Source organism: Syntrophorhabdaceae bacterium (assembly GCA_035541755.1).
Lineage (GTDB): Bacteria > Desulfobacterota > Syntrophorhabdia > Syntrophorhabdales > Syntrophorhabdaceae > PNOF01.
This window is the reverse complement of sequence record DATKMQ010000176.1, coordinates 1-22,226: the sequence shown is the minus strand read 5'-3', so window position 1 is coordinate 22,226 and position 22,226 is coordinate 1. Positions and strand designations below refer to the sequence as shown.

Annotated in this window: 24 protein-coding genes; 7 read left to right on the top strand and 17 right to left on the bottom strand. The window is 50.8% G+C overall.

The annotated features are described in order from the left end of the window. Window position 1: 1 nt before the first annotated feature. The 3 genes from VMT62_17550 to VMT62_17540 all read left to right on the top strand — a co-directional run bounded on the left by VMT62_17550 (window position 2) and on the right by VMT62_17540 (window position 2,846). Entirely contained in the window at window positions 2–451 is a 450-nt protein-coding gene (locus tag VMT62_17550; GenBank protein ID HVN98235.1) for a PH domain-containing protein, read from the top strand. A gap of 90 nt (window positions 452–541) precedes the next feature. Further along, window positions 542–697 carry a hypothetical protein gene (locus VMT62_17545; protein ID HVN98234.1) on the top strand — a complete coding sequence of 52 codons (156 nt, stop codon included), beginning with the start codon at window positions 542–544 and terminating at the stop codon, window positions 695–697. Continuing rightward, window positions 687–2,846 (top strand): AMP-binding protein, encoded by a 2,160-nt coding sequence (locus VMT62_17540; protein ID HVN98233.1) that lies wholly within the window; start codon window positions 687–689, stop codon window positions 2,844–2,846. Before VMT62_17545 ends, VMT62_17540 begins: the two co-directional genes overlap by 11 nt. A gap of 183 nt (window positions 2,847–3,029) precedes the next feature. On the opposite strand, the gene VMT62_17535 is transcribed toward VMT62_17540, so the two are convergent. From VMT62_17535 to VMT62_17475, 13 genes are all read right to left on the bottom strand, one after another. Then, window positions 3,030–3,740 carry a class I SAM-dependent methyltransferase gene (locus VMT62_17535; GenBank protein ID HVN98232.1) on the bottom strand — a complete coding sequence of 237 codons (711 nt, stop codon included), beginning with the start codon at window positions 3,738–3,740 and terminating at the stop codon, window positions 3,030–3,032. A 158-nt stretch (window positions 3,741–3,898) separates the two neighbouring features. Continuing rightward, a complete protein-coding gene (locus tag VMT62_17530; GenBank protein HVN98231.1) occupies window positions 3,899–4,150 on the bottom strand; it encodes a SemiSWEET transporter in 252 nt (83 codons plus the stop codon). 282 nt (window positions 4,151–4,432) lie between these two features. Next, window positions 4,433–5,254, bottom strand: a complete 822-nt coding sequence (locus VMT62_17525) for a metallophosphoesterase (GenBank protein ID HVN98230.1) — start codon at window positions 5,252–5,254, stop codon at window positions 4,433–4,435. A gap of 97 nt (window positions 5,255–5,351) precedes the next feature. After that, window positions 5,352–6,437 carry an NAD(P)-dependent oxidoreductase gene (locus VMT62_17520; GenBank protein ID HVN98229.1) on the bottom strand — a complete coding sequence of 362 codons (1,086 nt, stop codon included), beginning with the start codon at window positions 6,435–6,437 and terminating at the stop codon, window positions 5,352–5,354. After that, window positions 6,427–7,668, bottom strand: a complete 1,242-nt coding sequence (locus tag VMT62_17515; GenBank protein HVN98228.1) for an aminotransferase class I/II-fold pyridoxal phosphate-dependent enzyme — start codon at window positions 7,666–7,668, stop codon at window positions 6,427–6,429. Before VMT62_17515 ends, VMT62_17520 begins: the two co-directional genes overlap by 11 nt. Window position 7,669: 1 nt before the next feature. Beyond that, window positions 7,670–8,884 (bottom strand): NADH:flavin oxidoreductase, encoded by a 1,215-nt coding sequence (locus tag VMT62_17510; GenBank protein HVN98227.1) that lies wholly within the window; start codon window positions 8,882–8,884, stop codon window positions 7,670–7,672. A 6-nt stretch (window positions 8,885–8,890) separates the two neighbouring features. Next, window positions 8,891–9,880, bottom strand: coding sequence for an AIR synthase related protein (locus VMT62_17505; GenBank protein ID HVN98226.1), 990 nt, complete (start codon window positions 9,878–9,880; stop codon window positions 8,891–8,893). Continuing rightward, on the bottom strand, window positions 9,867–10,787 hold the full coding sequence (locus VMT62_17500; GenBank protein ID HVN98225.1) for a diacylglycerol kinase family protein: 921 nt from the start codon (window positions 10,785–10,787) through the stop codon (window positions 9,867–9,869). The genes VMT62_17505 and VMT62_17500 overlap by 14 nt, the downstream gene beginning before the upstream one ends. Further along, window positions 10,784–12,079, bottom strand: coding sequence for a radical SAM protein (locus tag VMT62_17495; GenBank protein HVN98224.1), 1,296 nt, complete (start codon window positions 12,077–12,079; stop codon window positions 10,784–10,786). The genes VMT62_17500 and VMT62_17495 overlap by 4 nt, the downstream gene beginning before the upstream one ends. Window position 12,080: 1 nt before the next feature. Next, window positions 12,081–13,058, bottom strand: coding sequence for a UbiA family prenyltransferase (locus tag VMT62_17490; protein HVN98223.1), 978 nt, complete (start codon window positions 13,056–13,058; stop codon window positions 12,081–12,083). A gap of 303 nt (window positions 13,059–13,361) precedes the next feature. Further along, a complete protein-coding gene (locus VMT62_17485; protein ID HVN98222.1) occupies window positions 13,362–13,955 on the bottom strand; it encodes an RlmE family RNA methyltransferase in 594 nt (197 codons plus the stop codon). Then, window positions 13,948–15,027 (bottom strand): hypothetical protein, encoded by a 1,080-nt coding sequence (locus tag VMT62_17480; GenBank protein ID HVN98221.1) that lies wholly within the window; start codon window positions 15,025–15,027, stop codon window positions 13,948–13,950. The genes VMT62_17485 and VMT62_17480 overlap by 8 nt, the downstream gene beginning before the upstream one ends. Before the next feature lie 22 nt (window positions 15,028–15,049). After that, window positions 15,050–15,253 carry a cation transporter gene (locus tag VMT62_17475; GenBank protein ID HVN98220.1) on the bottom strand — a complete coding sequence of 68 codons (204 nt, stop codon included), beginning with the start codon at window positions 15,251–15,253 and terminating at the stop codon, window positions 15,050–15,052. A 247-nt stretch (window positions 15,254–15,500) separates the two neighbouring features. On the opposite strand from VMT62_17475, the gene VMT62_17470 reads away from it, so the two are divergent. Beyond that, window positions 15,501–15,806, top strand: coding sequence for a hypothetical protein (locus VMT62_17470; protein HVN98219.1), 306 nt, complete (start codon window positions 15,501–15,503; stop codon window positions 15,804–15,806). Between the two features lie 148 nt (window positions 15,807–15,954). Here VMT62_17470 and VMT62_17465 read toward each other — a convergent pair whose 3' ends face one another. Further along, a complete protein-coding gene (locus VMT62_17465; GenBank protein HVN98218.1) occupies window positions 15,955–16,641 on the bottom strand; it encodes a flavodoxin domain-containing protein in 687 nt (228 codons plus the stop codon). Then, window positions 16,638–17,153 carry a Spy/CpxP family protein refolding chaperone gene (locus tag VMT62_17460; protein HVN98217.1) on the bottom strand — a complete coding sequence of 172 codons (516 nt, stop codon included), beginning with the start codon at window positions 17,151–17,153 and terminating at the stop codon, window positions 16,638–16,640. The genes VMT62_17465 and VMT62_17460 overlap by 4 nt, the downstream gene beginning before the upstream one ends. A 109-nt stretch (window positions 17,154–17,262) precedes the next feature. Here VMT62_17460 and VMT62_17455 point away from each other — a divergent pair, with 109 nt between their 5' ends. From VMT62_17455 to VMT62_17445, 3 genes are all read left to right on the top strand, one after another. Beyond that, the gene (locus tag VMT62_17455; protein ID HVN98216.1) at window positions 17,263–17,991 is read left to right on the top strand and encodes a response regulator; all 729 of its coding nucleotides are present in this window, start codon (window positions 17,263–17,265) and stop codon (window positions 17,989–17,991) included. Continuing rightward, window positions 17,988–19,397: a HAMP domain-containing sensor histidine kinase gene (locus VMT62_17450; protein ID HVN98215.1), complete on the top strand. Its 1,410-nt coding sequence runs from the start codon at window positions 17,988–17,990 to the stop codon at window positions 19,395–19,397. The genes VMT62_17455 and VMT62_17450 overlap by 4 nt, the downstream gene beginning before the upstream one ends. Before the next feature lie 752 nt (window positions 19,398–20,149). Further along, entirely contained in the window at window positions 20,150–20,440 is a 291-nt protein-coding gene (locus VMT62_17445; protein HVN98214.1) for a hypothetical protein, read from the top strand. Window positions 20,441–21,164: 724 nt separating this feature from the next. Here VMT62_17445 and VMT62_17440 read toward each other — a convergent pair. Beyond that, complete coding sequence (locus VMT62_17440) at window positions 21,165–21,842, bottom strand: class I SAM-dependent methyltransferase (protein ID HVN98213.1); 678 nt, start codon at window positions 21,840–21,842, stop codon at window positions 21,165–21,167. A gap of 57 nt (window positions 21,843–21,899) precedes the next feature. Next, window positions 21,900–22,226, bottom strand: a 327-nt coding sequence (locus VMT62_17435) for a DUF933 domain-containing protein (protein HVN98212.1), incomplete at its 5' end; no start/stop codon positions are given.

The following is a 22,226-nucleotide window of genomic DNA, read 5'->3' as shown; positions in this document are numbered from 1 at the left end:
CATGGCATCGGCAGAAGAAATTTTAGAGGCGAACGAAAAGATAGTGTATCGCACGGGTCTTCACGGGGCACTACTCGGCGGTCCGCTCATGCTCCTGTTCATAACAGGACTTCTCGTGCCGTCAAAGGGGCTGCCGGCCCTACTTTTTGTTGCCATAGCCGTTATATGGGGGGTCTTAGCTTATTTGAGCATTCAAAGGAGCGAATTTGTCATTACGGACCGCCGTGTGATCATTCGGGTGCTCATGCCGGTCAAGCGATCATGGGAAATCCCTCTCATCGAAATAGCCGATGCCGACATTTACCAACCCGGTCTAGGAAAACTACTGAACTTCGGGAAAATCATTCTGAGGCTTACGAACGGGCGAAGGATAGCTTTCCGGCTGGTCAGCGATCCCTACGGTTTCATGGCGCACCTTCGGGAACAGACAATCGCGGCACGTAATAGATAGAGAGTCGGCGGGCTGTTCTTGTGGAGCGGGCGGCTGATCCCAGGCACAGGCGTATAAATATCGTGAAGATAACGAGAAAAGGCTTAAGATGTGGTTAATAAGCTCGAGCCCGGGTATTTTGAGAGGGTGCGCGAGATCATGTCCGGAATGAAAAGAGACGACATGAAGATCATTGTGAAGGCAACAGAAAAGATCCGTGATAACATGAGGCGAGGAGGATTCTCGAGGGTGACCTGTGGGAGATAAGAGAAGCCATTTCAGGGTGCTCGTGATTGAGACGCTGAGGTTCGTTTTTAAATGCTATTTCACGCTCATTCACAGAATCGTCATTGAAGGGTTCGAGAACGTGCCGAAGAGCTTTGGAAAGCTCATCATCATCTCGAACCATGCGAGCCTGTTGGATGGACTTCTCATATGGACATATATCAAGCTTCCTTTGAAGATCATAGTAGACCGCGGCGTGGCTAAGAAAAGGCTTTTTAAGCCTTTTATGCAGAATGAATACACCGTGCCCATTGACGCCATGAATCCTTATGCCTTGAAGGAAGTTATCGACGAGGTCAACAGGGGTACGGCCCTGCTTATCTTTCCTGAGGGACGTATGACGAGCACGGGAAACCTCATGAAGATTTACGAGGGCACCGGGTTTGTGGCCTACAAAACGGGCGCCCATATACTTCCGATCTACCTCGACAACATCTATTCAACGATCTTCTCCAGGAAGAAACGAGGCAGAAAGATTTTCGCCCGCCTCACCATGACCGTCGGTCGTATCCATGAGCCCATGAATCTCGATGGTCTTGCCCCCAGGATGAAAAAGAAGGCCGCGGCGGATACCATCTACCAGATGCTCTGTCGCATGCGCTACGAAAAACACAACCGGACATCGCTTATCGGTCGGGAGTTTATCAACCTGTGCAAAAGGAACGGGGGCCGGATGGCGTACAAAGACGCGACCGGTGTGCAGGTGAGCTACAGAAAAGCGCTCACGGGGGCCCTTGTGCTTGGCAGGTATTTGGCGGGGTTTCCCGATAAAAATATCGGGGTGCTCCTTCCCAACATGACGGCCACAGCCCTTGTCTTCATGGGCCTTCAGATTTTCAAAAGGGTTGCCGTCTTTCTCAACTATTCGAGCGGCCCCGGGGCACTTGCACATGCCATGGACCTGGCCGATCTCAAGACTATTGTTACGTCAAGGCAATTCCTCGACCGCGTGAAACTGGCGCCTTCGGTATTCGATGGCAGGAAGCTCGTTTATATGGAGGACCTGAAAGCAAAAATCGGCCTCAAGGCAAAGCTCTCAGGACTCATATCCGGCGCGTTCCCCGGGTCCCATAAAAAGATGACATCCGGCGAACAGAAGGAAACGGCCGTAATTCTCTTCACCTCCGGCTCTGAAGGTGTGCCCAAGGGGGTTTGTCTCTCCCATGAGAATATCATCTCCAACATCCATCAGACACTGTCCAGGATTGACATCACCGAAGATGACTACTTCTTTAACGCCCTGCCGATATTTCACAGTTTCGGTCTGACCGTGGGCACCATATTGCCTCTGTTTGCCAACGCGAAAGCCTATCTTTATGTGAACCCTCTCCACTACCGGATCGTTCCCGAAATCGTCTACGATGAGGCGTGTACCATTCTCATGGGTACCAACACGTTTCTTGCCGGATACGCAAGAAAGGCTCATCCCTATGACTTTCGTGCCATGCGCTATATATACTGCGGCGCAGAGGCCTTAAATGACGCAGTCTTCGAGAACTATGCGAAAACCTACGGAGTGCGGGTCATGTCAGGCTACGGAGCGACTGAATGTTCGCCTGTCGTTGCCATGAACAGCGCCCTTGAATATGAATACGGGACCGTAGGCAAGCTGCTTCCCGGCATGCAATGCAAACTCGTCCCCGTCGCCGGCATTGACAGCAAAGAGGGGACTGTGGGTGGATTGTTCGTGAAAGGCAAAAATGTGATGAAGGGATATTTGAAAAATGAAAAGGCGAATCACAAATATCTCGTTGAAGATGAGTGCTGGTACGAAACGGGTGATATTGTGGAGCTGACCCCTCAGGGATATATCAAAATCGTGGGACGGCTCAAACGTTTCTCCAAGGTGAGCGGAGAGATGATATCGCTTACAGCCGTGGAGGAAGCGCTGGCAGGCTTGTACGGCGAGCGCAGAACGGTTGTCGTTATGCCCGTGGAAGATGAAAAGAAGGGCGAGAAGCTTGTGCTCGTCACTAACTATAAAGACGCGGAATTGAAGAGTGTGCGGGAGCGTATACGTGAGAGGGGTTTGTCCGACCTCGCCTGTCCCAGAGAGATCATCTATATACGGGACATACCCAAGCTCGGGACTGGTAAGGTGGACTACGTGAAGCTCAAAGAGCTTATGTAAACGGTGTTCCGTGTTATATGTTATGTGTCCGCATGACGGCACGTTAGGGAAAGCGCATCCGCTCGCTCTGCCGCATCTTGTGCCCTTCAACGTACGTACAACTGGATATTCGGAGTCTCATCAGGTTTCTTTAAGTCTCGTGGAAGAAACACCCGTTCCTGAGGCGCTGCAATGCGTCTACCGCTATTTCTTTGCGAAAGATGCGGTAATGAGATAGTGAAAAGGCCCGAGGTCTGTCAACCGGTCCTTCACAAACCCGAAAGGCGAGATAATTTGCTCCGTTTCCTCCGGAGATAATCGAACCTTGAGCGGTGGCCCGGGACCGTCCTCGATCTTTTTGAATTCAATGATACCTATTCGACCCGTAGGTTTCAGGACCCTGGCTATCTCGCTTAGTGCTTTGTTGCCTGTGCTGTCTCGCAGTAGATCATGAAGAACGGTTGCCATGAAGCAAATATCTGCCGTACCGTCTTCGATCGGTATGTGCTCGTTTAAGTTCGCCTGAATGGTAATGATATTCTTTAGACTGAGACGCGCTGCGCGCTCCCGCAGCTCGTCAAGCCCCTCCTGCCATGCATCAATTCCGTATACCCGGCCCTGCGACTGAAGAGTTGAGGCCACAGCTAAAGTATAGTTACCTTTTCCACACCCGAGGTCGACAAAGACGGTTGACGGCGTAAGCGCAAGGGCATGAAGAACGAGGTCCGTGTCTACGAACTCGAAGCTGCTCCTGCCGGCCCCGAAAGGTTTGACGCTGCTCGTCATCGTATAAATTCCTTCGTTGACATGGTGCTCGTCCTCCGAAGAGCCGGTGAACCTCTCATCATCGCGCCCCAAGTACAAGTCCGGTATGATTGAGGCGGACGTGCCTTGCTCAGGCTTCTTCTTCTTCATTATTTGCCCGTGATTGGTTCGTTGTCAAGAGATAACGGAACAGCATAGCAACATGGGTGAGGAGGGTATAAGGAAAAACTTTAGCCGGACCGGCCTCACTTATCTGCAGTTCGAGACGATTACCGACGGGAGGTGGTGGCGGTAATTCTGCGGTCGTTTTAGCGGTATCTTAGCACGAGAAGGACCGTGGCAGCGGAAATACACAGGGAGATGGAGTTTGCAGCGATGAGCGGCCTGTCGCCTATGGCGAGCCCATAGATGAGCCACAACAACACTCCGATGCCAAGAAAAAGCGCCGTTGCCAGTGATATGTCTCTCGATTCCCTGAGTTTGAGGAGACGGACGATTTGGGGTATACCTGCGAAGGTGGTGAGAAAGGCGGCTACGTAGCCGATTATATGGTTATTCATAATCTGATATCCTTATGGCATTTTTTTGCGATACTTCTCACATGAAGTGACATCAGGCTTTGCCGACCGTATTTTCTTCGGTCTATGACGGACGGTGCGACGAAATTGCGTGGCTATTTACTGAACCGACAATTCAATTACAGCCCTCTCCCGATGATCCCGCTAGTTTAGCATACGAGGGCACCGTATGACAGAACAAAATGAGATACACCAGCCGGAAGCAAACGGGAGTTACCGATCGGCTGCTACCCGGTCGAGCCATTCAAGCGAAAATGAGCGGGATTAGCGGCCCACAACAAACTGATCCCTTGTCGCACCTTCCATATCGATCACACGAAATGAGTAGCCAGATTCGTTTCTTTCTGCCACGATGTATCGGAAGGCCTCGTAATCTTTCGAGCCGAAGGGGAGCCATCCGCCGAGCGTTGCCGCGGTGACGTAGAGAATCCCATCTTTTATGGTCCGGCCGTAGAGGTGATCATGGCCTGAGACGACAAGCGAAACCCCGTGGGTAACGAACAAATGGTGGAGGTCGTCTCTCGCCTTGGGATGCCTGTCAAGGCCGTGCCCTGCGATTATGGGATAGAGCGGCTCGTGGAGGAAAACGAATTTATATTTGAACGATTTCCCGATCTCTGTTCTGAGCCACGCGAGTTGTTCCCCGGTAATGCTGGCCTTTTCTCCTGGAAGCTCTGTATTAAGGAGAACGAAAAGAGTATCTCCCTCAGAGAAGGAATAATATGTTTTTGGAAAGAAACGCAGATAAACCGAGAGACTCCTCCTGCCTGATATGTCGTGGTTGCCGGGTGCAAGATGGAGCGTCTTATCCGGTCCGGTAAGTTCAAGGAACTTCGCCCACTGGCGGAGCTCACCGGGGCTATCGATGGCGTCCCCGGTGTGGATAATCATGTTGATCTTCTCCTGTTCCATGAGACGCAGGAAAGAGGAGTACACGCTGTAGTTTCCCGTCCTGATATGCGTGTCGCTGACGATCGCAAAGGGTTCCTGTCGCTGCGCAATAGCAGAGAATGGAATGAGCGCAAGGATGAAAACGCCTATAAGCGCCGTGATCGTCTTTCTTACACGGCGAGTAAGGTTGATCATGGATACTACTATACACCGACGGCCAGATGAAAAGAAAGAGAGTCCCCCGTTACATATCCGTGATCGTTGGGTAAGGACGCTTCCGTTTCATCAGATTTTATGAGGGACGAGACGAACGAACTATCGGGGTATGCTGTTCTACTTCTTTTGCCAGCTCTGTCAGTCCTTGCTCGCGCGTAATCGGTTGCCGGTTTGCCCTCTTCATGTATGCGAGAAAGTGACGGTTGCTGAAATTGAGATTTGCACTTGCCGAGTACAGACCGTAGAGGGTTGGATCGAATATCGGGCAATCACGACGCAACAGATTGGACAATGTAGTGGCGGCGAAGCCAAGAGAATACCCGATCCAAAAGGGAAGGCTCACGGAACGAAACGTTTTACCGGGTGTATAAACCATTGCCAGCATCCGGTAGAATTCATCGACAGAGGTATATTCAGTATCAAGCACGTGAACGGCCTTTCCGGAAAGATCCTCATCTGTTGCGGCGATATAAATTGCAGCGGCGACATTTCTCACGTGGGCCAGAGGCCAGCGGTTCTTGCCTTTCCAGGGGCCGAAGTGGATTATCCATGGGCTTTTGCGAAGCAGCGCCACAAATCGGGGCGTCAGGGTTCTGTCGCCTGCTCCCCACACAGCGGCGGGCCTCACGATCGAATATCTTTCAGGAGCGAGGTGAGCCCTTAACCATGTCTCAGCCGCAATTTTATATGCCGGATAAGGATTACTAGGATGACGAAAAAAGGTCAGTTCCTCTTCCTGCTCGTGACTGAAATCCTTCAACCCATAAACGTCCGTGGAGGATATAAACACGATTTTGTTTACCCCAAATTCCGACACGATTCTTGTCAGATATCTCAGAGAATCAAAATTGATTGCCTTGAAATCTTTATCTCTTCCCATGTCGCTTGCCCGCCCGGCACAATGGACAACGCGTTCAGGAACGCAGCGGCATTTGCGGATAGTTTCATTGAAGGCTGATCTTAAGGCGTACTCGTCCGCAGCATCACCGGTGACCATGGTGATGAGTCCTTTGCGTTCCATCTCTTTCAATTGCGGGCTTGCAGTCCGGTGAACCAGTACGATGGGATGCCAATTGTTGCCGATAAATTCATCTACAGTGTAACTGCCGATGAATCCGGTGCCGCCCGTTATAAACACAAATCGCTTATTATCAGATAACACCGTGCTTCTTCCCGAGGGTACTGAACAGTTCTAAAACCTGCTCGATCTGTCTTTCTGTGAGCGTGCTCATGACGCAGAGCCTCAGCCTGCACTGTTTTCTTCTCACTGCGGGATATGTAACGATATTGGTGTAAACACCGTTAACCCTGAGATCGTTGCAGAAATTGATAACCTTAGTCTCATCACCGATAATAACGGGAATAATAGCCGATTGACTGTTTCCCGTATTGAACCCTGATCTCATCAAACCTTCGCGTAATCGGTTAACGTTGGTCCATAATTGTTTTCGGTCCGTTTTGTCTTCGAGCAGCAATCTAAAGACCTCTATAAGACCGGCAACTACCGGAGCCGGCAGGCTTGTGGAAAAAAAGTAGGTCCTGGCATAAAAACGCAGGTAACGCACAAGAGCCTTCGTGCCTGCGCAGTAACCTCCTATGGCTCCAGGAGTTTTACTGAGCATTCCAACGTGTAAGTCGATTTTGTCCACGACGTCGTAGGCTTCCGCGGTGCCTCGACCTGTGGGGCCGACAACACCCAGGCCGTGAGCATCATCTACCATGACGCGAGCGGAATACTTCGAGGCAAGATCCACGATCTCATTAAGCGGAGCTAAGTCACCATCCATTGAGAAGACCCCGTCAGTGATAATCAGGCGACCTTTCTTCGAATGAGGTATACGTCGGAGTACCTTTTCCAGATGGCGCATGTTTCTGTGCAGGTAGACCTGTGTGTCAGCACCGGACAAGCGGCATCCGTCAAAGATGGAGGCATGATTGAATGCGTCATTGATAATTACATCACCGAGGCCGCACAGCGCCGAGATCACCCCTACGTTTGTGGCATATCCGCAGGAAAAGAGTATGGCGTCCTCGGTATTGTGGAACTCCGCGATCTGCCTTTCCAGCTTAAGGTGCAGGTCACTCATGCCCGCATACAGAGATACGGCTCCAGCGCCGTAGCCGTACTGATCGCAGGCCGATTTGACAGCGGCTACCACGTCCGGATGGCTCGTGAGTGTAAAATAGGAATTGGAACCGAGCATAATAACTTCATGGACGTTGCCGTCTCGCTCTTCGAGTAAAGAGCGGCTCCTGGCTCCGCTTAACGTATGGACCATCAAAGCATCCACGTAGGGTTTGAGATTTTCGTTTTCTGATTCGATACAAAAATCGTTCGCCTTTTGGAAAATATCCTGATTCCTACACGCCGTAAAATCCTCGAAATGTTTCATTTCAGTCACCATGCTTTCTTACGCTTGTGCCGTAGCAGCGCAGCGGCGTCGTGCCATCGCAATGAATCAAACAAAGATTGCATTTTGTACAGGCTGACTGGTTCGAAGACTTGAGACGGATCTTTTCGGGAAAATCCGGCTCGCAAATCAGCGGGCGACAAATACAAACCGCATCGAGGCCATGCAGGGTAAGACTATCGCGCATGACTGACGCGGAATGTAATCCTCCCACTGCCAGTACGGTTTCGCCGGTTCGCCTTTTTATTTCCGCTGCCGAAGGTATATTGTATCCCTCCGAAAAGGGCATGATTCTTTTCACGTATTGTCGCATGAAACATTTTTTCCAGACCGTACGCAGCCATTTGGGAATACCGGACAGAAGTGGATTGATTTCAAAGGCCGTATCCCAGGGCAAAGCTCCCCGAATGATATTCAGTGCATACTCCATGGTGCCGTAACTTATCTCCCAGGCATCGACCTGCAAAGGTTTTAAGCGCTCAATGGTTTGAATGGTATCTGACAAACGGATGCCGCATTCGGTGTCTTCCATGGCGCTCAACTTCACGAGCACGGGGAAGCCTGAGCCGCAATGTCCCCTGATATGCTTGACGATCTGCTCCAGAAATAAGGGCCTGTCTGCCCACTCGTCCCTTCTCCGGTTGGTTAATGGCGATAAAAACTGATGAATCAGATAACCGTGAGCCGCATGGATTTGAATACCGTCAAATCCAGCTTGCTGCGCCCGCCTGGCCGCTTGCGCGAAATCGTCGATGATCCTAGATATTTCCCTCGTGTCGAGTGGCCTGACACTTTGCCTGAAATAGGAGCATTTTTTTGACGAAACGCCGAGTACTTCTCGCCCCGTTATTTCTCTTCTTGTCTGCCGGCCTGTATGGGCGAGTTGCATGAAGATCTTCAAATCGGCTGCCGCCTCTTTTGCTCTGCCTACTATCTGCCGCCAGGGTTCGATCATTGCATCACGGTCCATAGCGCACTGTCTTTTCTGCATGGCCCGGCCTTCCGCTGAGACATAAACGAATCCCGTAATCAGAGCGCCTACTCCGCCCCGCGCAAGTGTGGCGTAAAGATCACCCAATCCGGGTTGCGGGACGCCGGTCGGATCTCCCCAGCCTTCATAGGTAGCGGAACGAATAATCCTGTTTTTTAAGACTATGTTTCGTAAATTAAGCTGCTTAAAAAGAGGATTGTAATTCATATCCTTTTATTCTCCGGCCAGCTTTCTCGCCACGCTCAGGACGGATTGAATATAGGCTTCCCGATTCAAGTTCTCCCTGGGACACGGAGGTTCAGTCTCCATCCTGGAGACAACTACACCCTGTTTCCGAAAATACAGACCGGCGTGGCTACGCGGGTACACTTCTCCGATACGAATTGTCTGAATCGTCTGCAAAGCATCCTGGATCTCAGACGTAATAGGCTCAGGCACACTGAAGAGGAGTTCATATTCTCCAGCACCGCCTAATAGAAAGGCTTCTATCGGAACTTCGGCTTTTCCCGCCTCCCGGACACCGCTTGCCAGAGGGATGCGATTGAGATCGATCTCGAAGCGCGTATCCGGATTGAGCGTATGCAACCACCACAGCGCATCCACAAGACCGCCGCTTGTGTCTATGCAGGCGGTGCCATATTTGTGAATGACTTGAGCCTCCCTGTTGCGGACTTCAAACACGGGGGTCGGTCCTTTCTCAAGGACTGCAAGGTTGGCGTCTCCGAAGTTTCCCGTAACCCAGATGGAATGAGATCGTTCGGGTAAAATACGGGACAGAGGTTTGTTGTCTCGAACACGACCCATGGCAAAGCCGCTGAACCGCCATTGTTCGGCCTCTCCAAGGTCTCCTCCGCACAAGGCGCAGCCGACACTCGATAAAACGCTTACGATCCCTTGAGCCAATCGGCGGACAAACACCTTGTCGGCGCTGTGACAGATGGTGAGTCCCTGCAGAAAAAACTCAGGCATTGCTCCGGCAGCGAAAAGATCACTGATGGTTGCCGTCGCAAGATTGGCCCCGAGAATTTCCGGTTCTTCAGAAGAAAACATGTCTTCTTCAGGTGAGAACTGGTCGAGCGTTAATGCCCACAACTGCCCGTTCATTTCGAGGATCTCGGCATCGCATTCAAAGAGCCTGTTTCTTTGACGTGCATCGCGTTTCAATCCATGTGTAATGAGTCCGATCCATTCATGCTCTTTCATAGGAGGCGCCCCTCAGTCGTAGCGCTTTGGGTAATAATTCGATCTCTGCAGGCAGGCGCCCGCGTGGATCGCCGTCGAATTCTATTTCCTGCCTCGGGGCGGCAGTGACTTTGATTGTACGCATCTTCCTGAGATAAATTCCGGGATAACGAACAACAGACCCGGTGTACCAGCCCGGCAAAAGCCGCAGAAAGCCTGACCTGCTTTTTCCGTAAAGACCCATCACCCATAGATTCCCATCGTCAGGTCTCACGCTTAAATCCAGTTTCAGTCCCGATGCCAGATAAGGGTTCTTGATCACGGAGAGGTTGTTGACCTTTGCCAGAGACACGGGTTCCCCGTCGATTATCATGTCCAGATCCGCGGGCCGGCTGCTGAAGATGGTCTTCAGGAGAGCGGCGCCGGTACCGAGCGTATCACCCAAAGATCGCCGCATTTGATTGGCAGAGCGGGCAACTGCAGCACCCATGCCGATATTGCTGCTGCACCCGAAATGGGCCGTGATATTATTCCCTTTTTCATCGGTATACCGTATCCGGCACACATCAACCTCAGTTATATTGCCTTTGAGCAACGTGTCCAGTGCTTCTTCGCAATCCACCGGAATACGCTGAAATCTGCAGAAATCGGGACTCGTGCCCGCGTAGAGCACACCCATCTGCAGGCCGGGGTTCCCTGATTGCAGGATCCCATCCAAAACTTCATTGATGGTGCCATCGCCTCCCACTGCGACGACCACGGATTCCCCCTCGCATTCCCTGGCCAGCCGACATGCATCTCCCTGCTTTTCCGTGACAAAGGATTCATAGGGGATTAAAGCCCTTGCAAGACGGTCCCTCCATGCCTCCCAGAGTCGAACGCCCCTGCCTGAGCGGGAAGACGGGTTCATGACCAGACGATACTTCATCGGTAAATCCCCAGTTTTTCGTACAGCGGCGTGGGTTTCCCTCTGTGCCATTCTTTGACAAGTTTGCTGACGATAGTCCAGGGAAGAGGAGTAACGTGCGTCTCATAACGTTCCATCAGATGATAAATATTTTCCCCCTGGCTTACACAGAGCCAGTCACAGCATGGCTCTGTGTAAGCCGATCTCATACGGGCGAATACGGTTGTGAGAGGTTCGTCCCGGACGTTTCCAAAAGAGATGTTGAGAAACTCGCAAGGCTGGATCTCGCCGCTCGCGTTCACGTAAAAGCGGTCGATACCGCCGGAAGTACAGCCGAAGGTCTTCTCGGATTCCTCAAAAACCTGGGCGCTTAAGGAGGGATAGTCGGCATAACGATGACTGTTGTAGCGGATATGTTCCTGCTGAATAAAGGCGATAAGTCCTGGATCGGTCTGCATACCTTGCTTATGGCCGAGCCACATGCCCGCCGGTTTAGGATGAATGAGCTGGACAAAATCGGCATCGAGCTTTCTTGCGAGGAACATGAGCCGATCAAGACCACCGATGCGCACCTCCTCTTCAGAAAGCACGCTGTTTATCGCAGCGGTCAGTCCCACGGCACGACACTGCCCGACGGTCTTGCAGGCAAGATCGAAGGAGCCTTCAACACCGGTGAGTGCATCGTGGTTTTTTGGGTCAGGTGAATGGATCGATATCATGAGACCGAAAAGGCCATACTTTTTCAGTTCTTCGAGCATGCCGGATTTTATGCCCGCCCCTGTTGTGTTGACCCACAATTCGGACCGTTCATCGAGACTCTTGATCAGGGAAAGGAGACGGGAATAACGTAAAAAAGGCTCTCCTCCTTCAATGTCGAACATGGCTACACCCATTTCCTGAAGGGCTTTTGCCGTATCGACCATAAGTGTCTCATCCATATCCGCGTTTTCATCTTTGCGCTGGTAGCAATGAGAACACCTGTATTGACAGGCCTTGGTAGTTGAGAAGACTACTGTGACAGGGGATGGAGGTTTACGAATAACCTTGCCCTCAAGCGCGGAAAAGAAGGCCTTGGACGGAAATGCGGGCAGGTAGAGATCGAGTTTATAGCCGCCCTCCACGCGGACCGCCTTGTGGTGTCGGAATGCGAGAAGGAGCCGGAAAGACCTGAGTAGAAACAGACAGAACGCTCTCAGAGACCATTGAAAGAGCGCCGGTCGCGTTAGATATTTGAGCATGACGCTGAGACTGATGTATGTGTAGAGGATTGCTTTTCTGAAACCTGTAATATACCGTGAGCTGTCTCGTTTCATATTACGACCTGGCATCCCTGTAAAGATCGAAGAGAAATCCTATGAAGACGTAACTTCCACAGAGCAAATAGAGCGCCAGAGTTCCGTTAAATATGGCGATAATAGCTACCTGTCCTGCCACGCAGGCCCTTATATTTGTGACGAGGCTGAAGTATGTTCGTTCACCATAGGGATATTTGAAGTAGAGTACGGCCGTCCATAGCTGCAGGAATATCGTTATGACACCGCAAAATACAAAATGTTCCATAAAGAGGATATCACTTGAAGGCATCCATTTTGCTATCAGAAAAAAGAGGTATACCGCTGTGGGCAGGAAAGCCCCGGCGATACCTGTTGATCTGGCCACTCTCAGCCCGTGTCGTACGATAAACGTCTTTTTTCCCGCTCTCCTGTCTCCTCTCACGTCCTTAAAGTATGTATAGTAGGTCATAAGCCCGTTGAGGATTATCACGAGTATCATGGCGGCTATTCTGTTCTTCGTAAAAAGAGGCTCAGGGAGCGGGCCCGAGGCGAGAAAGCCATACGCGGTGGCCATGCTTATGGCTAACCCGAATACCCCGTTTCCTACCAGGGACCAGGCCTTGGCGTATTCGTAAACTATGTTCAGGATAACCCCCAGGATAACGGGGATAATAGACCACGGGTTAAGTTGCCAGGAGAGACCGAGCATTCCAACGGTCAGTAAGAACGAAATACCAATGGCCAGGGAGGGATTCAATTCGCCGGTCACCATCGGACGATTGGGCGCGTTAATACGATCTTCGGCAAGTCCCATGTAGTCATTGACAATCTGGTTGACGCCCCAGCTGAGAAAAAGCACGATCAGGATAAGAATACCCCTGCCCACATGAAATTGGTCCGGTTCACAAAATTTATAGTAGGAGACGCCGATCCACCCGGCTATACCTGTCACAAAGCCGTAGTATAGACGCATGGACTTTACATATGAAATTGAGAACCGCAAGCCTTGATTCTGCATGACACCTCCATAGTCGTTAAAGAAGAGCGATCCCTTTTTCCATAACGCCTCCTGATTGATTTTCTCAATTGTCGAATAATGCGTCTTATCAGTCAAAATCATCATACGGAGATTATAGGAGAAAAAAAGAAGGCGTTTGTATCAGTTGATTTCCTATTTCATACCTATGCTTTCTAAGTATAGTGTATGCAGTAGTTTAGATATGTTTATACGATTCTTTCTGTCGGAGAGGGGGCTTTCGCGGGCGCCCCGCGTTCTCGTAATATCGACCATTGTCTTTTCAATTGGAGGAGGTCTATTGTGCTATTTTTTCCCCGTGCAGATGAGGTAGACCTCGGCGCTTGCACTCCGGGAGGCTGTTGGTTTATAGAGGGAAACCTTTCCAAATACTTTCTGTAGTTCTACCGTAATATTTTTCAGTGTTCCCGTAAAAAAGGATTTGAAGATAAAAGTTCCACCGGGCTTTACGCCTTCACGCACTATTTTCAGCACGGCCTCGAAGAGGTTTTCAATATTGGCGTTATCAACGTCCCTGATACCGGAGAGGTTCGGGGCGATATCGCAGGTAATCACGTCGAAATGATCGAGAGACAGATCGGCGAGAACGTTTTTGACATCTACCGCCCGGATATCGGCTGAAGTCGTACTGACATTCGCGGCAGGCAACGGGGGCGTGGGCAGAATGTCGACGCCAAAGGCATGCCCGCGTTCGCCGATAATGCCGGAGAGGATCTGAAGAAAGCTTCCCGGCGCGCATCCCAGGTCGAGTACCTTGTCGCCCTTCTTTATCAGGTGAAATTTGTCCTGAATTTCTTTGAGCTTGTAGGCGCTGCGTGCCCGGAACCCCTCTTGTTTGGCTTTATTGTAGAAACGGTCCTTAACGACGAACTTACCCATATGGGTTTATGATAAGCCCCTGGCCTGTGTCCTGGCCTTCGGGCTTTTCTTCCTTTTTTTCAAGAGATTTTTTGAGAAAGTGGATGAGCACATCGTGTGCCCCGGCCTCTCCGGCAAGATACGCCATGAGTCCCCGGTAATAGGAGAATTCCTTCATGCAGTAGAAAAGATATGCGTAGTCTTCCATCATGCGTTTAAGTAATGGGATCATAGCATTGATGTCAGAGCGTTGAGAGAGCCTTTCCAGATATTCAGTCTTTCTTTGCGCCGCCATATGAGACGGCAGGATGATGGAGGATGCGCCATCACTTGAGTATTGTTTTCTATCTTCCCCGAGGGAATCCCAGGTTATCGATAACGGGTCAAAAATATCGTGGGCAAGGATGGCGTCGAGTTTCGCTGCATTGGTCATTTCAGATACGCTCAGCGCATAGACATCTTCCGGTCTGCCAACACCCGCGGTCACGCCGGCAATAAAGGACTTCAGAGGCTTGATCTCATCCCTGAATTTGTGGGAACGGTTAGACCCCTCTTCGATGAGCCACGCGGCGTAGGCTGGAGAGATCTCTTCGAAAAGCATCGGTCGTCTGGTGTCCTTCCGGTATTCATTGAGGATGCCCTCAAAACCCTTCTTGTCCACCGGTGCGCTCATAAGCTCTGTGAGGCCTTTTGCGAAATGAATCTCGGCGTTAAGAAAAAGATAGGTATTCCTCTTTAACTCGAAGCCTGCCACCACGAGCCTTGTCTCGGTGTAGTCATAATTTGTGAGGAAACCGCGGTGCTCCCGCACTTCCTCGATGCGTCTTAAGACCGTGTCTCCCACCGCCTTCGGTTCCTCGACCTTAACCCCGGCGGCCTTCAGCTTGAAGAGGAGCCTGCGAATGAGTTTCAGGATCTCCTTGTCTGTTTCAACAGGGTACACGGCATTGAGAAATATTCCCGCAGGTTCGGAATGCGTCTTATCAAGCGTCTTTAAGAACGCTCGCTTTTGGTCAAGCGATAACGCAGAGAAAGCCCTGGCCTCACTTTGTGCATCGTCTGTGCTCTGAATGGCCGGATACTTATCTTCCATGGAGTTCGGGCGAAAACCCTCTCTATTTGATGACCTTGTAACCCGCCTTTTCGATAGCGCTCTTAATGTCTGTTTCTTTCGTTTTTGATTCGTCGTACTTTACACGCGCGCTTCCTATTTGTACGTCACTCTCAATCACCGCCGGAACGCCTCCCAAAGCCTTTTTCACCGCCATTACACAGTGCTGACAGCTCATGCCTTCGATCTTCACGGTCGTTTCTGCCATAATCTCCTCCTTATGCGACAAGCGTAGCAGCGCCTGTCATTATAACATGAATATAAGCACTTGGACAGCGCATAGCATGTGCCCCATTCGCGTTACGATTTGACGCTGCTCGCATGGAGGTATCATTCGCGCGCACTTGAAAATGTATCGAAACGAGTTTAATATTAATATATTAACCGGATTTGATGGTGTAAGGAGCAATTCTACACATTAAACGGGGGATCCGTCGAACGAGCGAGAAGAGGGGATGAATCATATTATAGGAATTGTCTGGTTCAGGGATGAGCGCATCTATCATCAGGCGCTGACAATCTTTACCGATTCAGAAAATATGCCTGCGACTTTTGAAGATTGGAAAACCCTCGTCCGAAGGCAGCGGCAAGAGATCAAGCGTGCCGGCAATATCGCTCTTCGCGCAGACTTCGATCCGGAAACATTTATCGATTGGTGCAACCTCCGTGGATTTCAAGCCAATTCGCAGGCCAGGGCGGCGTTCGCCGAGCATATCGTGCTCGAATATCAAAAGACCGGAAAAGGAACACTCATAGAATAGTTCCGGGATTCGTTTAGCTTAAGCGTCAAGGCCTCTCGCTTTTCGGTAATGTCCTAATTTGAACCAAATTAGGACATTACCCGCCTTTCACTCCCGGATTGGTCTAAGGCGTCCTTTCTCAATTGACACCCTATTTGCGAGGCGGTGCTCAGGGCATCGTGTTTAGCCTGTTAAGAGCCACGACGAGACCCTCTGTCCACGACCTGATTGCGTTCCAGTTCCTGAAATCTCCCTCCGGTGCCCCTTTGGCCTTCATCATCATCCGAACCACCATGTTCAGTTTGCTAAAGTCGAGGGCGCCGGCGAAGAACCCCATGTCCACGGGCTGTACATCCGGCGCGGCCTTGAGCGTGGGTTCCATGTAAGTCCTGGCAAGCTTTCTGGTCTCCGCGTTGTCTTCGTGAAGGGTGATGCAGGTAAGGAAATAAGCGACCGGCATTCTAGCGAGAGCGTCGCGGTTTTTTCGAATGAACTCCAGGGTGTCGGGTAGCCACGATGCCCTGATTACCGCGCTTCCGACTACAACTGCGCCATACCGCCCCACGTCCTCCACATGTTTAGCGGGGCGTGTGTCCACGTCGAAGCCCGCATCACAGAGCGTTCGTCCGATCGCCTCTGCCACTGCGCCGGTTGTCCCATAGCGGCTCGCGTACGTGACAAGAATCTTTTTACCTGTTCTGTCTTTGGACTTGCAGCTCGACTCGGCAAAATCGGCTCCGGCCGCATTTGCCTTTTGTGCCGAGAGGGCCTTGCCGCCGAGCACAAGCAAGCCTGCAGCGCACCCGGCATATATCGCCCCGGCACGCATGAATTCTCTCCTCGTGAAATCTCTCATTGTCCCTCCTCCCGACACGCATCTCTGGCAGCGATCCTTTTCTGAATCCCGGCAATGACCTTTTGCTTTTGGCCCTGGTCGAGGGTTGAATAGAAGGATGCGAAAAGGTCGAGATCGGCCTGCAGGGTTACGGAAGCGCTTTCGATCTTCTTCTTCATCATGGCGGTGAGCATCGCAACGTCGGGTGATTCTTTGGCAAGTGCATCGCGAACAGCCTCTTTGAACTGTTTTCTGTCCTCTTTCGCAGCGAGCATTTGTGCTTTCAGCTGTGCCCGGAACTCATCGTACTTTGTTTTCTGAGTGGGGGTCAGACTCAGTTCCTTGATCTTACGGTCAAGCCGTTTCAATATGAAGCCAGACATATCTCGGTCGGATACGTGAAAGCGATGGAACCATCCGGCGAACGGGCCGGAATTCTGACCGCAGCCCGCCACGGCTATGCCCGCGACCATTAAGACGAGAATTATACCTACCATACTTCCAAAAACCGCGAAACGTTTTCGTATCTTCATTGCTTCCTCCCGGTTCTTTGTGGGCTGTTGCCCTGTGGAAACAGGATAGCGCCCGAATGTAAAGACAGTTTGTCTGATGTGAAAAAAAGTGTAAAATAGATGCAAAAGAATGCAAAAAGGGGTGACATTCGTGGCAAACAGGGTTCTAATCATTGATGATGATGAAAAGCTGCGCAAGCTTCTTGGAGAGTACTTGAAAGATCACGGATTCCATGTCAGATGCCTGGCCGACGGTGTCGATGTGCCGGGCATCCTGTCCACGGATTTACCCGATCTCGTCATACTGGATATCATGCTGCCGGGAAAAGACGGATTGGAAGTGCTCAAAGAGGTGAGGAAGGACTATGGTCGGCTGCCCGTTATCATGCTTACAGCCAGGGGGGACGACACTGACCGTATCGTGGGGCTCGAACTGGGCGCAGACGATTACCTGCCGAAGCCGTTCAATCCCAGAGAGCTTCTTGCCAGGATCAAGGCAGTCCTCAGAAGATCCATCCATTCAGAGACAGACGGGGACGAACAGATCCGCCATACTACCATCAATGCTGCAGGGATTTCCCTGAATACGGCAAAGCAGACCGTTACCGTGGAAGGCAGGGAAATGGAACTGTCCACCGCGGAGTTCAGGATTCTGGAGGTGCTCATGAAAAACCCGAACACGGTGATGAGTCGCGACCAGCTCATGACGCTCGCCCGCGGTCGTGATTTCACGGCCTTCGACAGAAGTATCGATGTTCATATCAGCAAGCTTAGATCCAAAGTGGAGGTTGACCCCGGAGCACCCAGGCGAATAAAGACCATCTGGGGCACGGGCTATATGCTGGTGGATTCTCGGTGAAGCTCAGGTCGACCTATACAAAGATATTTCTGTCCTTTCTTGTGGTTTTCTTCATGACGGAGATCCTCGTCTTCCTTCTCTTCATCATGGTTCCTGCGCGACATTTTGCGGTACGATTCGAAGAGCTCGTCAAGTCAAAGGTTCAGTCGGTCAAAGGGATTGCGGAGGATAAAATCGTATCCTCTCCTGATACTGAATTATCCAAGAATGTCCTCCTCAAGGAATTTGTTTCAGATTTCGCCAGGATTTCCGGCGCAGAGGTATGGCTCACAGGAAATGACGGCAGGCTGGTGCTTAAATCTTTTTCCGGCGAACTCCCATCTCTGCCGGAAGCCTCGGGACAGGCCCGTCCCCGCAGTTACAGGTTCTTCAGACTCTATGCCTTGAGGGAATTCGATATGCATACGGTTATTCCTTTGAGCCCTTGGGGAAGACACGTGGGAGACCTCCACATTCTCTTCAAGAGACCGCCATCTTCTGCGCCCAGCCGCCTTTTTGCCGTGGGTCTATTCATGATAGGCGCAATCGCCGCCCTGGCCGCAATGCCTGTTTCAGGGCTTATCACCAGACGGGTGGGGCAGCTCCGTAGACGGGTGGGGCAGCTCCGTTTGTCCGCCGCTCTGATCGCGGAAGGGGACCTCTCTCATCGGGTCGTTGTCCGGGGTGAGGACGAGATTAGCGACCTTGCGCGGACGTTTAACGACATGGCGGACAAGGTCGAAGGTATGATAAGAGGCGGAAAAGAGCTTACCGCAAATATATCCCATGAGCTGCGAGCGCCGCTCACAAGAATTCGGATTGCGGAAGAACTGCTTCACGAGAAGGCGGGAGAGGGAGTTCTGGACGCAAGGGATCTTACCGAACACCTCGACGGGATTCGGGAAGACATAGACGAGCTCGACGCACTCATCGGTCGTATCCTGGACTTGTCGAAGCTTCAGATGGGACAGTCTCCGCTCAGGCTTGAACCGGTCGATCCATCTGATCTTACAAGCGAGTTGCTCGAGAAATTCCATCCTGTCGTGGAACGAAAAGGCCTTCATGTTGCCGCCGAGCTCTCACGGGGTGCTTCCTTTCTTACCGATAAGGAGACGCTGCGCGTGGCGCTCACAAACGTTCTCGATAACGCAATTAAATTCTGTCCTGATGGAAAAGACATTTTCGTAGAGGTGGCGTGGAAGCCGAATACGACGGAGTTGAGGTTCAGGAATACCTCCGAGGAGTTCTCCCCTGAGGAGCTTTCCCGCATGTTCGATCCTTTTTACCGCCTGAAACGATCCGCCGCCATGGGCTCGGGATTGGGTCTCACCATCGCCAGGAAAGCTATTGAAAGACTCGGTGGCACGATTGAAGCGGCAAATACGAACGGAGGACTTGAGATCATCATAGTTCTGCCGCGCCAATGATACTAAGTGGTGGGGATTTGAGCAGAGGATCAGGATTATTTGTTTGCAAAGCGAGAGATTTGGACGGTTCAGCTACGAAGTGTGCACAGCTCGATCGCGTAAAACCTGCCCGTTGCCGCCGGAAATTAGTTGTTATCCTGCAAAGCCCTTGACATGATACGTATCTAGGAACAATTTTTACATAACAGAGCAAAAAAGGAGGTAGTGCGATGCCAACAAAGAAAGTAGTGAAGAAGCAACCCCAAAAACAAGTTAAGAAAACAAAGGTCGCTAAGAGATCCACACTGAAGAAGGGTAGCAAATTGAGTTGTAACGTCTGTGGTATGGTCGTAACGGTGGATGCCTTGTGTGATTGTGTTGAAACGTGCGATCTAATTTGTTGCGACGAACCTATGAAAGTTAAGAAATGAGATGAATGTCGCCAGCCAATAGCCGAAAGCCAATAGCCGAAAGCTAATAGCCGGGCATCTTGCATGATACTATCAAATACGAGTTGAAAGGACGGAGGAAACGGTCGTCCTTGCAATATCGCCGGTAACTCAACCACATCGTGACGGCCTTTCGGGTCGTTACCCAATCTAGAAACCTGGTTTATTTTTCCGCACTCGGGCAAGAAAAAGAGGATGCTGGCATTGTCAAGCCGTTCTGTTGCGCTATGTGGCAGTGACCGGAGGTCTTAGGCCAGATTCTTACAACTGTTGATTAAACTGCAGTCCATACATACATTCGGGTAGTAGAGTGAGGAGGCAGGTATGGATGAAATGTTTATAAGAAAAGTACGGGCAGCAGCCGTAGCCGGATGGTGGACTGTCCTTATCGCCTACTGTATCCTACTTTTTCAATGGCTTGCTTACATAGTAATCATGGCCAGGCAGCCCGCTCAAATGCAGTGCCTATGGGGCTTAGGTGCATCATGGCCTGAAATTCGCACTATCTGGCTGTGGGCAATGGTGGCATTCAAGTTTTTGATCGGGACAACACTATTTGTGACTCTCTGGCTGACACTTTGGGCAAGGCAACTGGCAAAAAGATTGAATCGCTGATACGGAGATAGGCGGGAAACAACCGCCATCATGTTTCGTCCTGATAGGGTTGACTCACCTCACTGACCCCTGAATGGACGCAGGGCAGGCGCGAGCGACATATCAAGAAATGTTTCAACACAAACAACGTGAACGGATTGTACCTCCTGCTTTTCCGTTCAGAAGGATACTTCCATGACCTCCCGTACGATCAAACAAGGCACGGTATCCAGGAAAGGCTCTTCTGAGTAACCCTTCGGCGCTTGCATGTCGCTTATCGGTTGCGCCCGTCACCGCTCACCGTACCAATTCGACAAAATTGAAGATCATGGATAGAGCTGTAGAATAAGGGAGCGGCGCGCCTTCCGCGCGTCCCCTCCGCACCGCTAATACGCCTTTGTCAATGTGCACTTTCTATCGATAGGAACCGGTTCGTACAGAGGCGGGTAGTCTTTTGCACCTTACGCAATTCGTCTAATGACACCTTCCGGGCATGCTTGCGCGCATGATAAACATCCAATACAATCTTCGGGCTTATCCACTTTCATATGGCGATGATTAATAAGGAATTTGATCCCTACCACTTTTAAGACGTCATTTGGGCATTCCTCGACGCATTTACCACAGGCTGTACATTTAGCGGTATTAATGTCCAGATACTCGGTTTTAATATGGTGCCTTGCCATTCATTTCTCCTTTATCGTCTGGAACAATACGGCGCTGCGGCAGCAAGCACAGAACTGCATTACGCCCTTTCCGTTTTGGCAACAACGATATTTGATTTTGATGTGCGAAAAATAACATCGACTTCCTGGAATCCCGCCTCTTTCAGTGTCCGGATCTGTGTTTCTTCACTGCAAGGAATGTCGATATGGTATTGTTTGTCTTCCGATAAAGAATGCTTCCGCTTTTGCCAATGGAATTGCCTTAAAAGTCTTCTTTGCTCTTCCAGGGAAAATACGACGTAGTCTCCTTCGACAAATGTACCCCCCGGAACAAGGAGCTTCTTCACCTTCTTGTAAAGAGCGCGTTTCTGCCTCAGAGTTAGATGATGAAGTGTCATCACGGACACCACATAATCGAAGGTACGTGGCTTGAACTCGAGTGAAAGGTAAGAATCGGCAATAGTTCTAATCTGGGAACTAAAAGTTTCGTACTTTTGAAGTAATTCTTTCAACATCACTTCGGATAGATCGATAGCGGTTATTCTAGCATTTGGCGCATTGGCCAGAATGAATTGTAATTCAATTCCCGTTCCCGCACCCAGGTCCAGGACTTCGATAGGTTCATTTGTACTTTTGAAAGCGGCGCCAATCTTATCATAGAAACTGTTGTAATCCTCAACCCGGGAGGCCATGTGTTCATCATAGCCATCCACTCTGAGGTCGAAAAAGGATTTCATTTCTTCGGGTGCGTCAGTCATTCTGTTCTCTCCCGGCGCCTCACTGCACATCACGAGCAGGCGCTCCCGTCCCATTTGTCAAGACACATTGAACCTGATGTGAAGAATGTCCCCATTCCTGACCATATAGTCGCGGCCTTCAAGCCTGAGCAGTCCCTTTTCACGGGCCGTGTGCTCGGAGCCACACTTAAGAAAATCATCTACGTTGATCACCTCGGCTTTGATAAAACCCTTTTCCATATCGGTATGGATCTTGCCGGCAGCTTGCACACAGGTCGTGTTCCTGGGGATGGTCCAGGCGCGCATTTGATTGCCTACGATGGTATAGAAAGTAATGAGGCCCAGAATTTCATAGCCTACCCTGATGACATTGTGGATGGACATTTCCTTCATGCCATAAAGCTC

What these genes read in the sequence shown, in the direction of transcription:
- VMT62_17475 (HVN98220.1), bottom strand. Translation starts at nt 15,253, where the DNA reads ATGGCAGAAACGACCGTGAAGATCGAAGGCATGAGCTGTCAGCACTGT.
- VMT62_17455 (HVN98216.1), top strand. Translation starts at nt 17,263, where the DNA reads ATGCAAAAAGGGGTGACATTCGTGGCAAACAGGGTTCTAATCATTGAT.
- VMT62_17535 (HVN98232.1), bottom strand. Translation starts at nt 3,740, where the DNA reads ATGAAGAAGAAGAAGCCTGAGCAAGGCACGTCCGCCTCAATCATACCG.
- VMT62_17530 (HVN98231.1), bottom strand. Translation starts at nt 4,150, where the DNA reads ATGAATAACCATATAATCGGCTACGTAGCCGCCTTTCTCACCACCTTC.
- VMT62_17440 (HVN98213.1), bottom strand. Translation starts at nt 21,842, where the DNA reads ATGACTGACGCACCCGAAGAAATGAAATCCTTTTTCGACCTCAGAGTG.
- VMT62_17465 (HVN98218.1), bottom strand. Translation starts at nt 16,641, where the DNA reads ATGAGAGATTTCACGAGGAGAGAATTCATGCGTGCCGGGGCGATATAT.
- VMT62_17515 (HVN98228.1), bottom strand. Translation starts at nt 7,668, where the DNA reads ATGAAACATTTCGAGGATTTTACGGCGTGTAGGAATCAGGATATTTTC.
- VMT62_17550 (HVN98235.1), top strand. Translation starts at nt 2, where the DNA reads ATGGCATCGGCAGAAGAAATTTTAGAGGCGAACGAAAAGATAGTGTAT.
- VMT62_17490 (HVN98223.1), bottom strand. Translation starts at nt 13,058, where the DNA reads ATGCAGAATCAAGGCTTGCGGTTCTCAATTTCATATGTAAAGTCCATG.
- VMT62_17510 (HVN98227.1), bottom strand. Translation starts at nt 8,884, where the DNA reads ATGAATTACAATCCTCTTTTTAAGCAGCTTAATTTACGAAACATAGTC.
- VMT62_17505 (HVN98226.1), bottom strand. Translation starts at nt 9,880, where the DNA reads ATGAAAGAGCATGAATGGATCGGACTCATTACACATGGATTGAAACGC.
- VMT62_17480 (HVN98221.1), bottom strand. Translation starts at nt 15,027, where the DNA reads ATGGAAGATAAGTATCCGGCCATTCAGAGCACAGACGATGCACAAAGT.
- VMT62_17485 (HVN98222.1), bottom strand. Translation starts at nt 13,955, where the DNA reads ATGGGTAAGTTCGTCGTTAAGGACCGTTTCTACAATAAAGCCAAACAA.
- VMT62_17500 (HVN98225.1), bottom strand. Translation starts at nt 10,787, where the DNA reads ATGAAGTATCGTCTGGTCATGAACCCGTCTTCCCGCTCAGGCAGGGGC.
- VMT62_17460 (HVN98217.1), bottom strand. Translation starts at nt 17,153, where the DNA reads ATGAAGATACGAAAACGTTTCGCGGTTTTTGGAAGTATGGTAGGTATA.
- VMT62_17445 (HVN98214.1), top strand. Translation starts at nt 20,150, where the DNA reads ATGGATGAAATGTTTATAAGAAAAGTACGGGCAGCAGCCGTAGCCGGA.
- VMT62_17525 (HVN98230.1), bottom strand. Translation starts at nt 5,254, where the DNA reads ATGATCAACCTTACTCGCCGTGTAAGAAAGACGATCACGGCGCTTATA.
- VMT62_17495 (HVN98224.1), bottom strand. Translation starts at nt 12,079, where the DNA reads ATGAAACGAGACAGCTCACGGTATATTACAGGTTTCAGAAAAGCAATC.
- VMT62_17470 (HVN98219.1), top strand. Translation starts at nt 15,501, where the DNA reads ATGAATCATATTATAGGAATTGTCTGGTTCAGGGATGAGCGCATCTAT.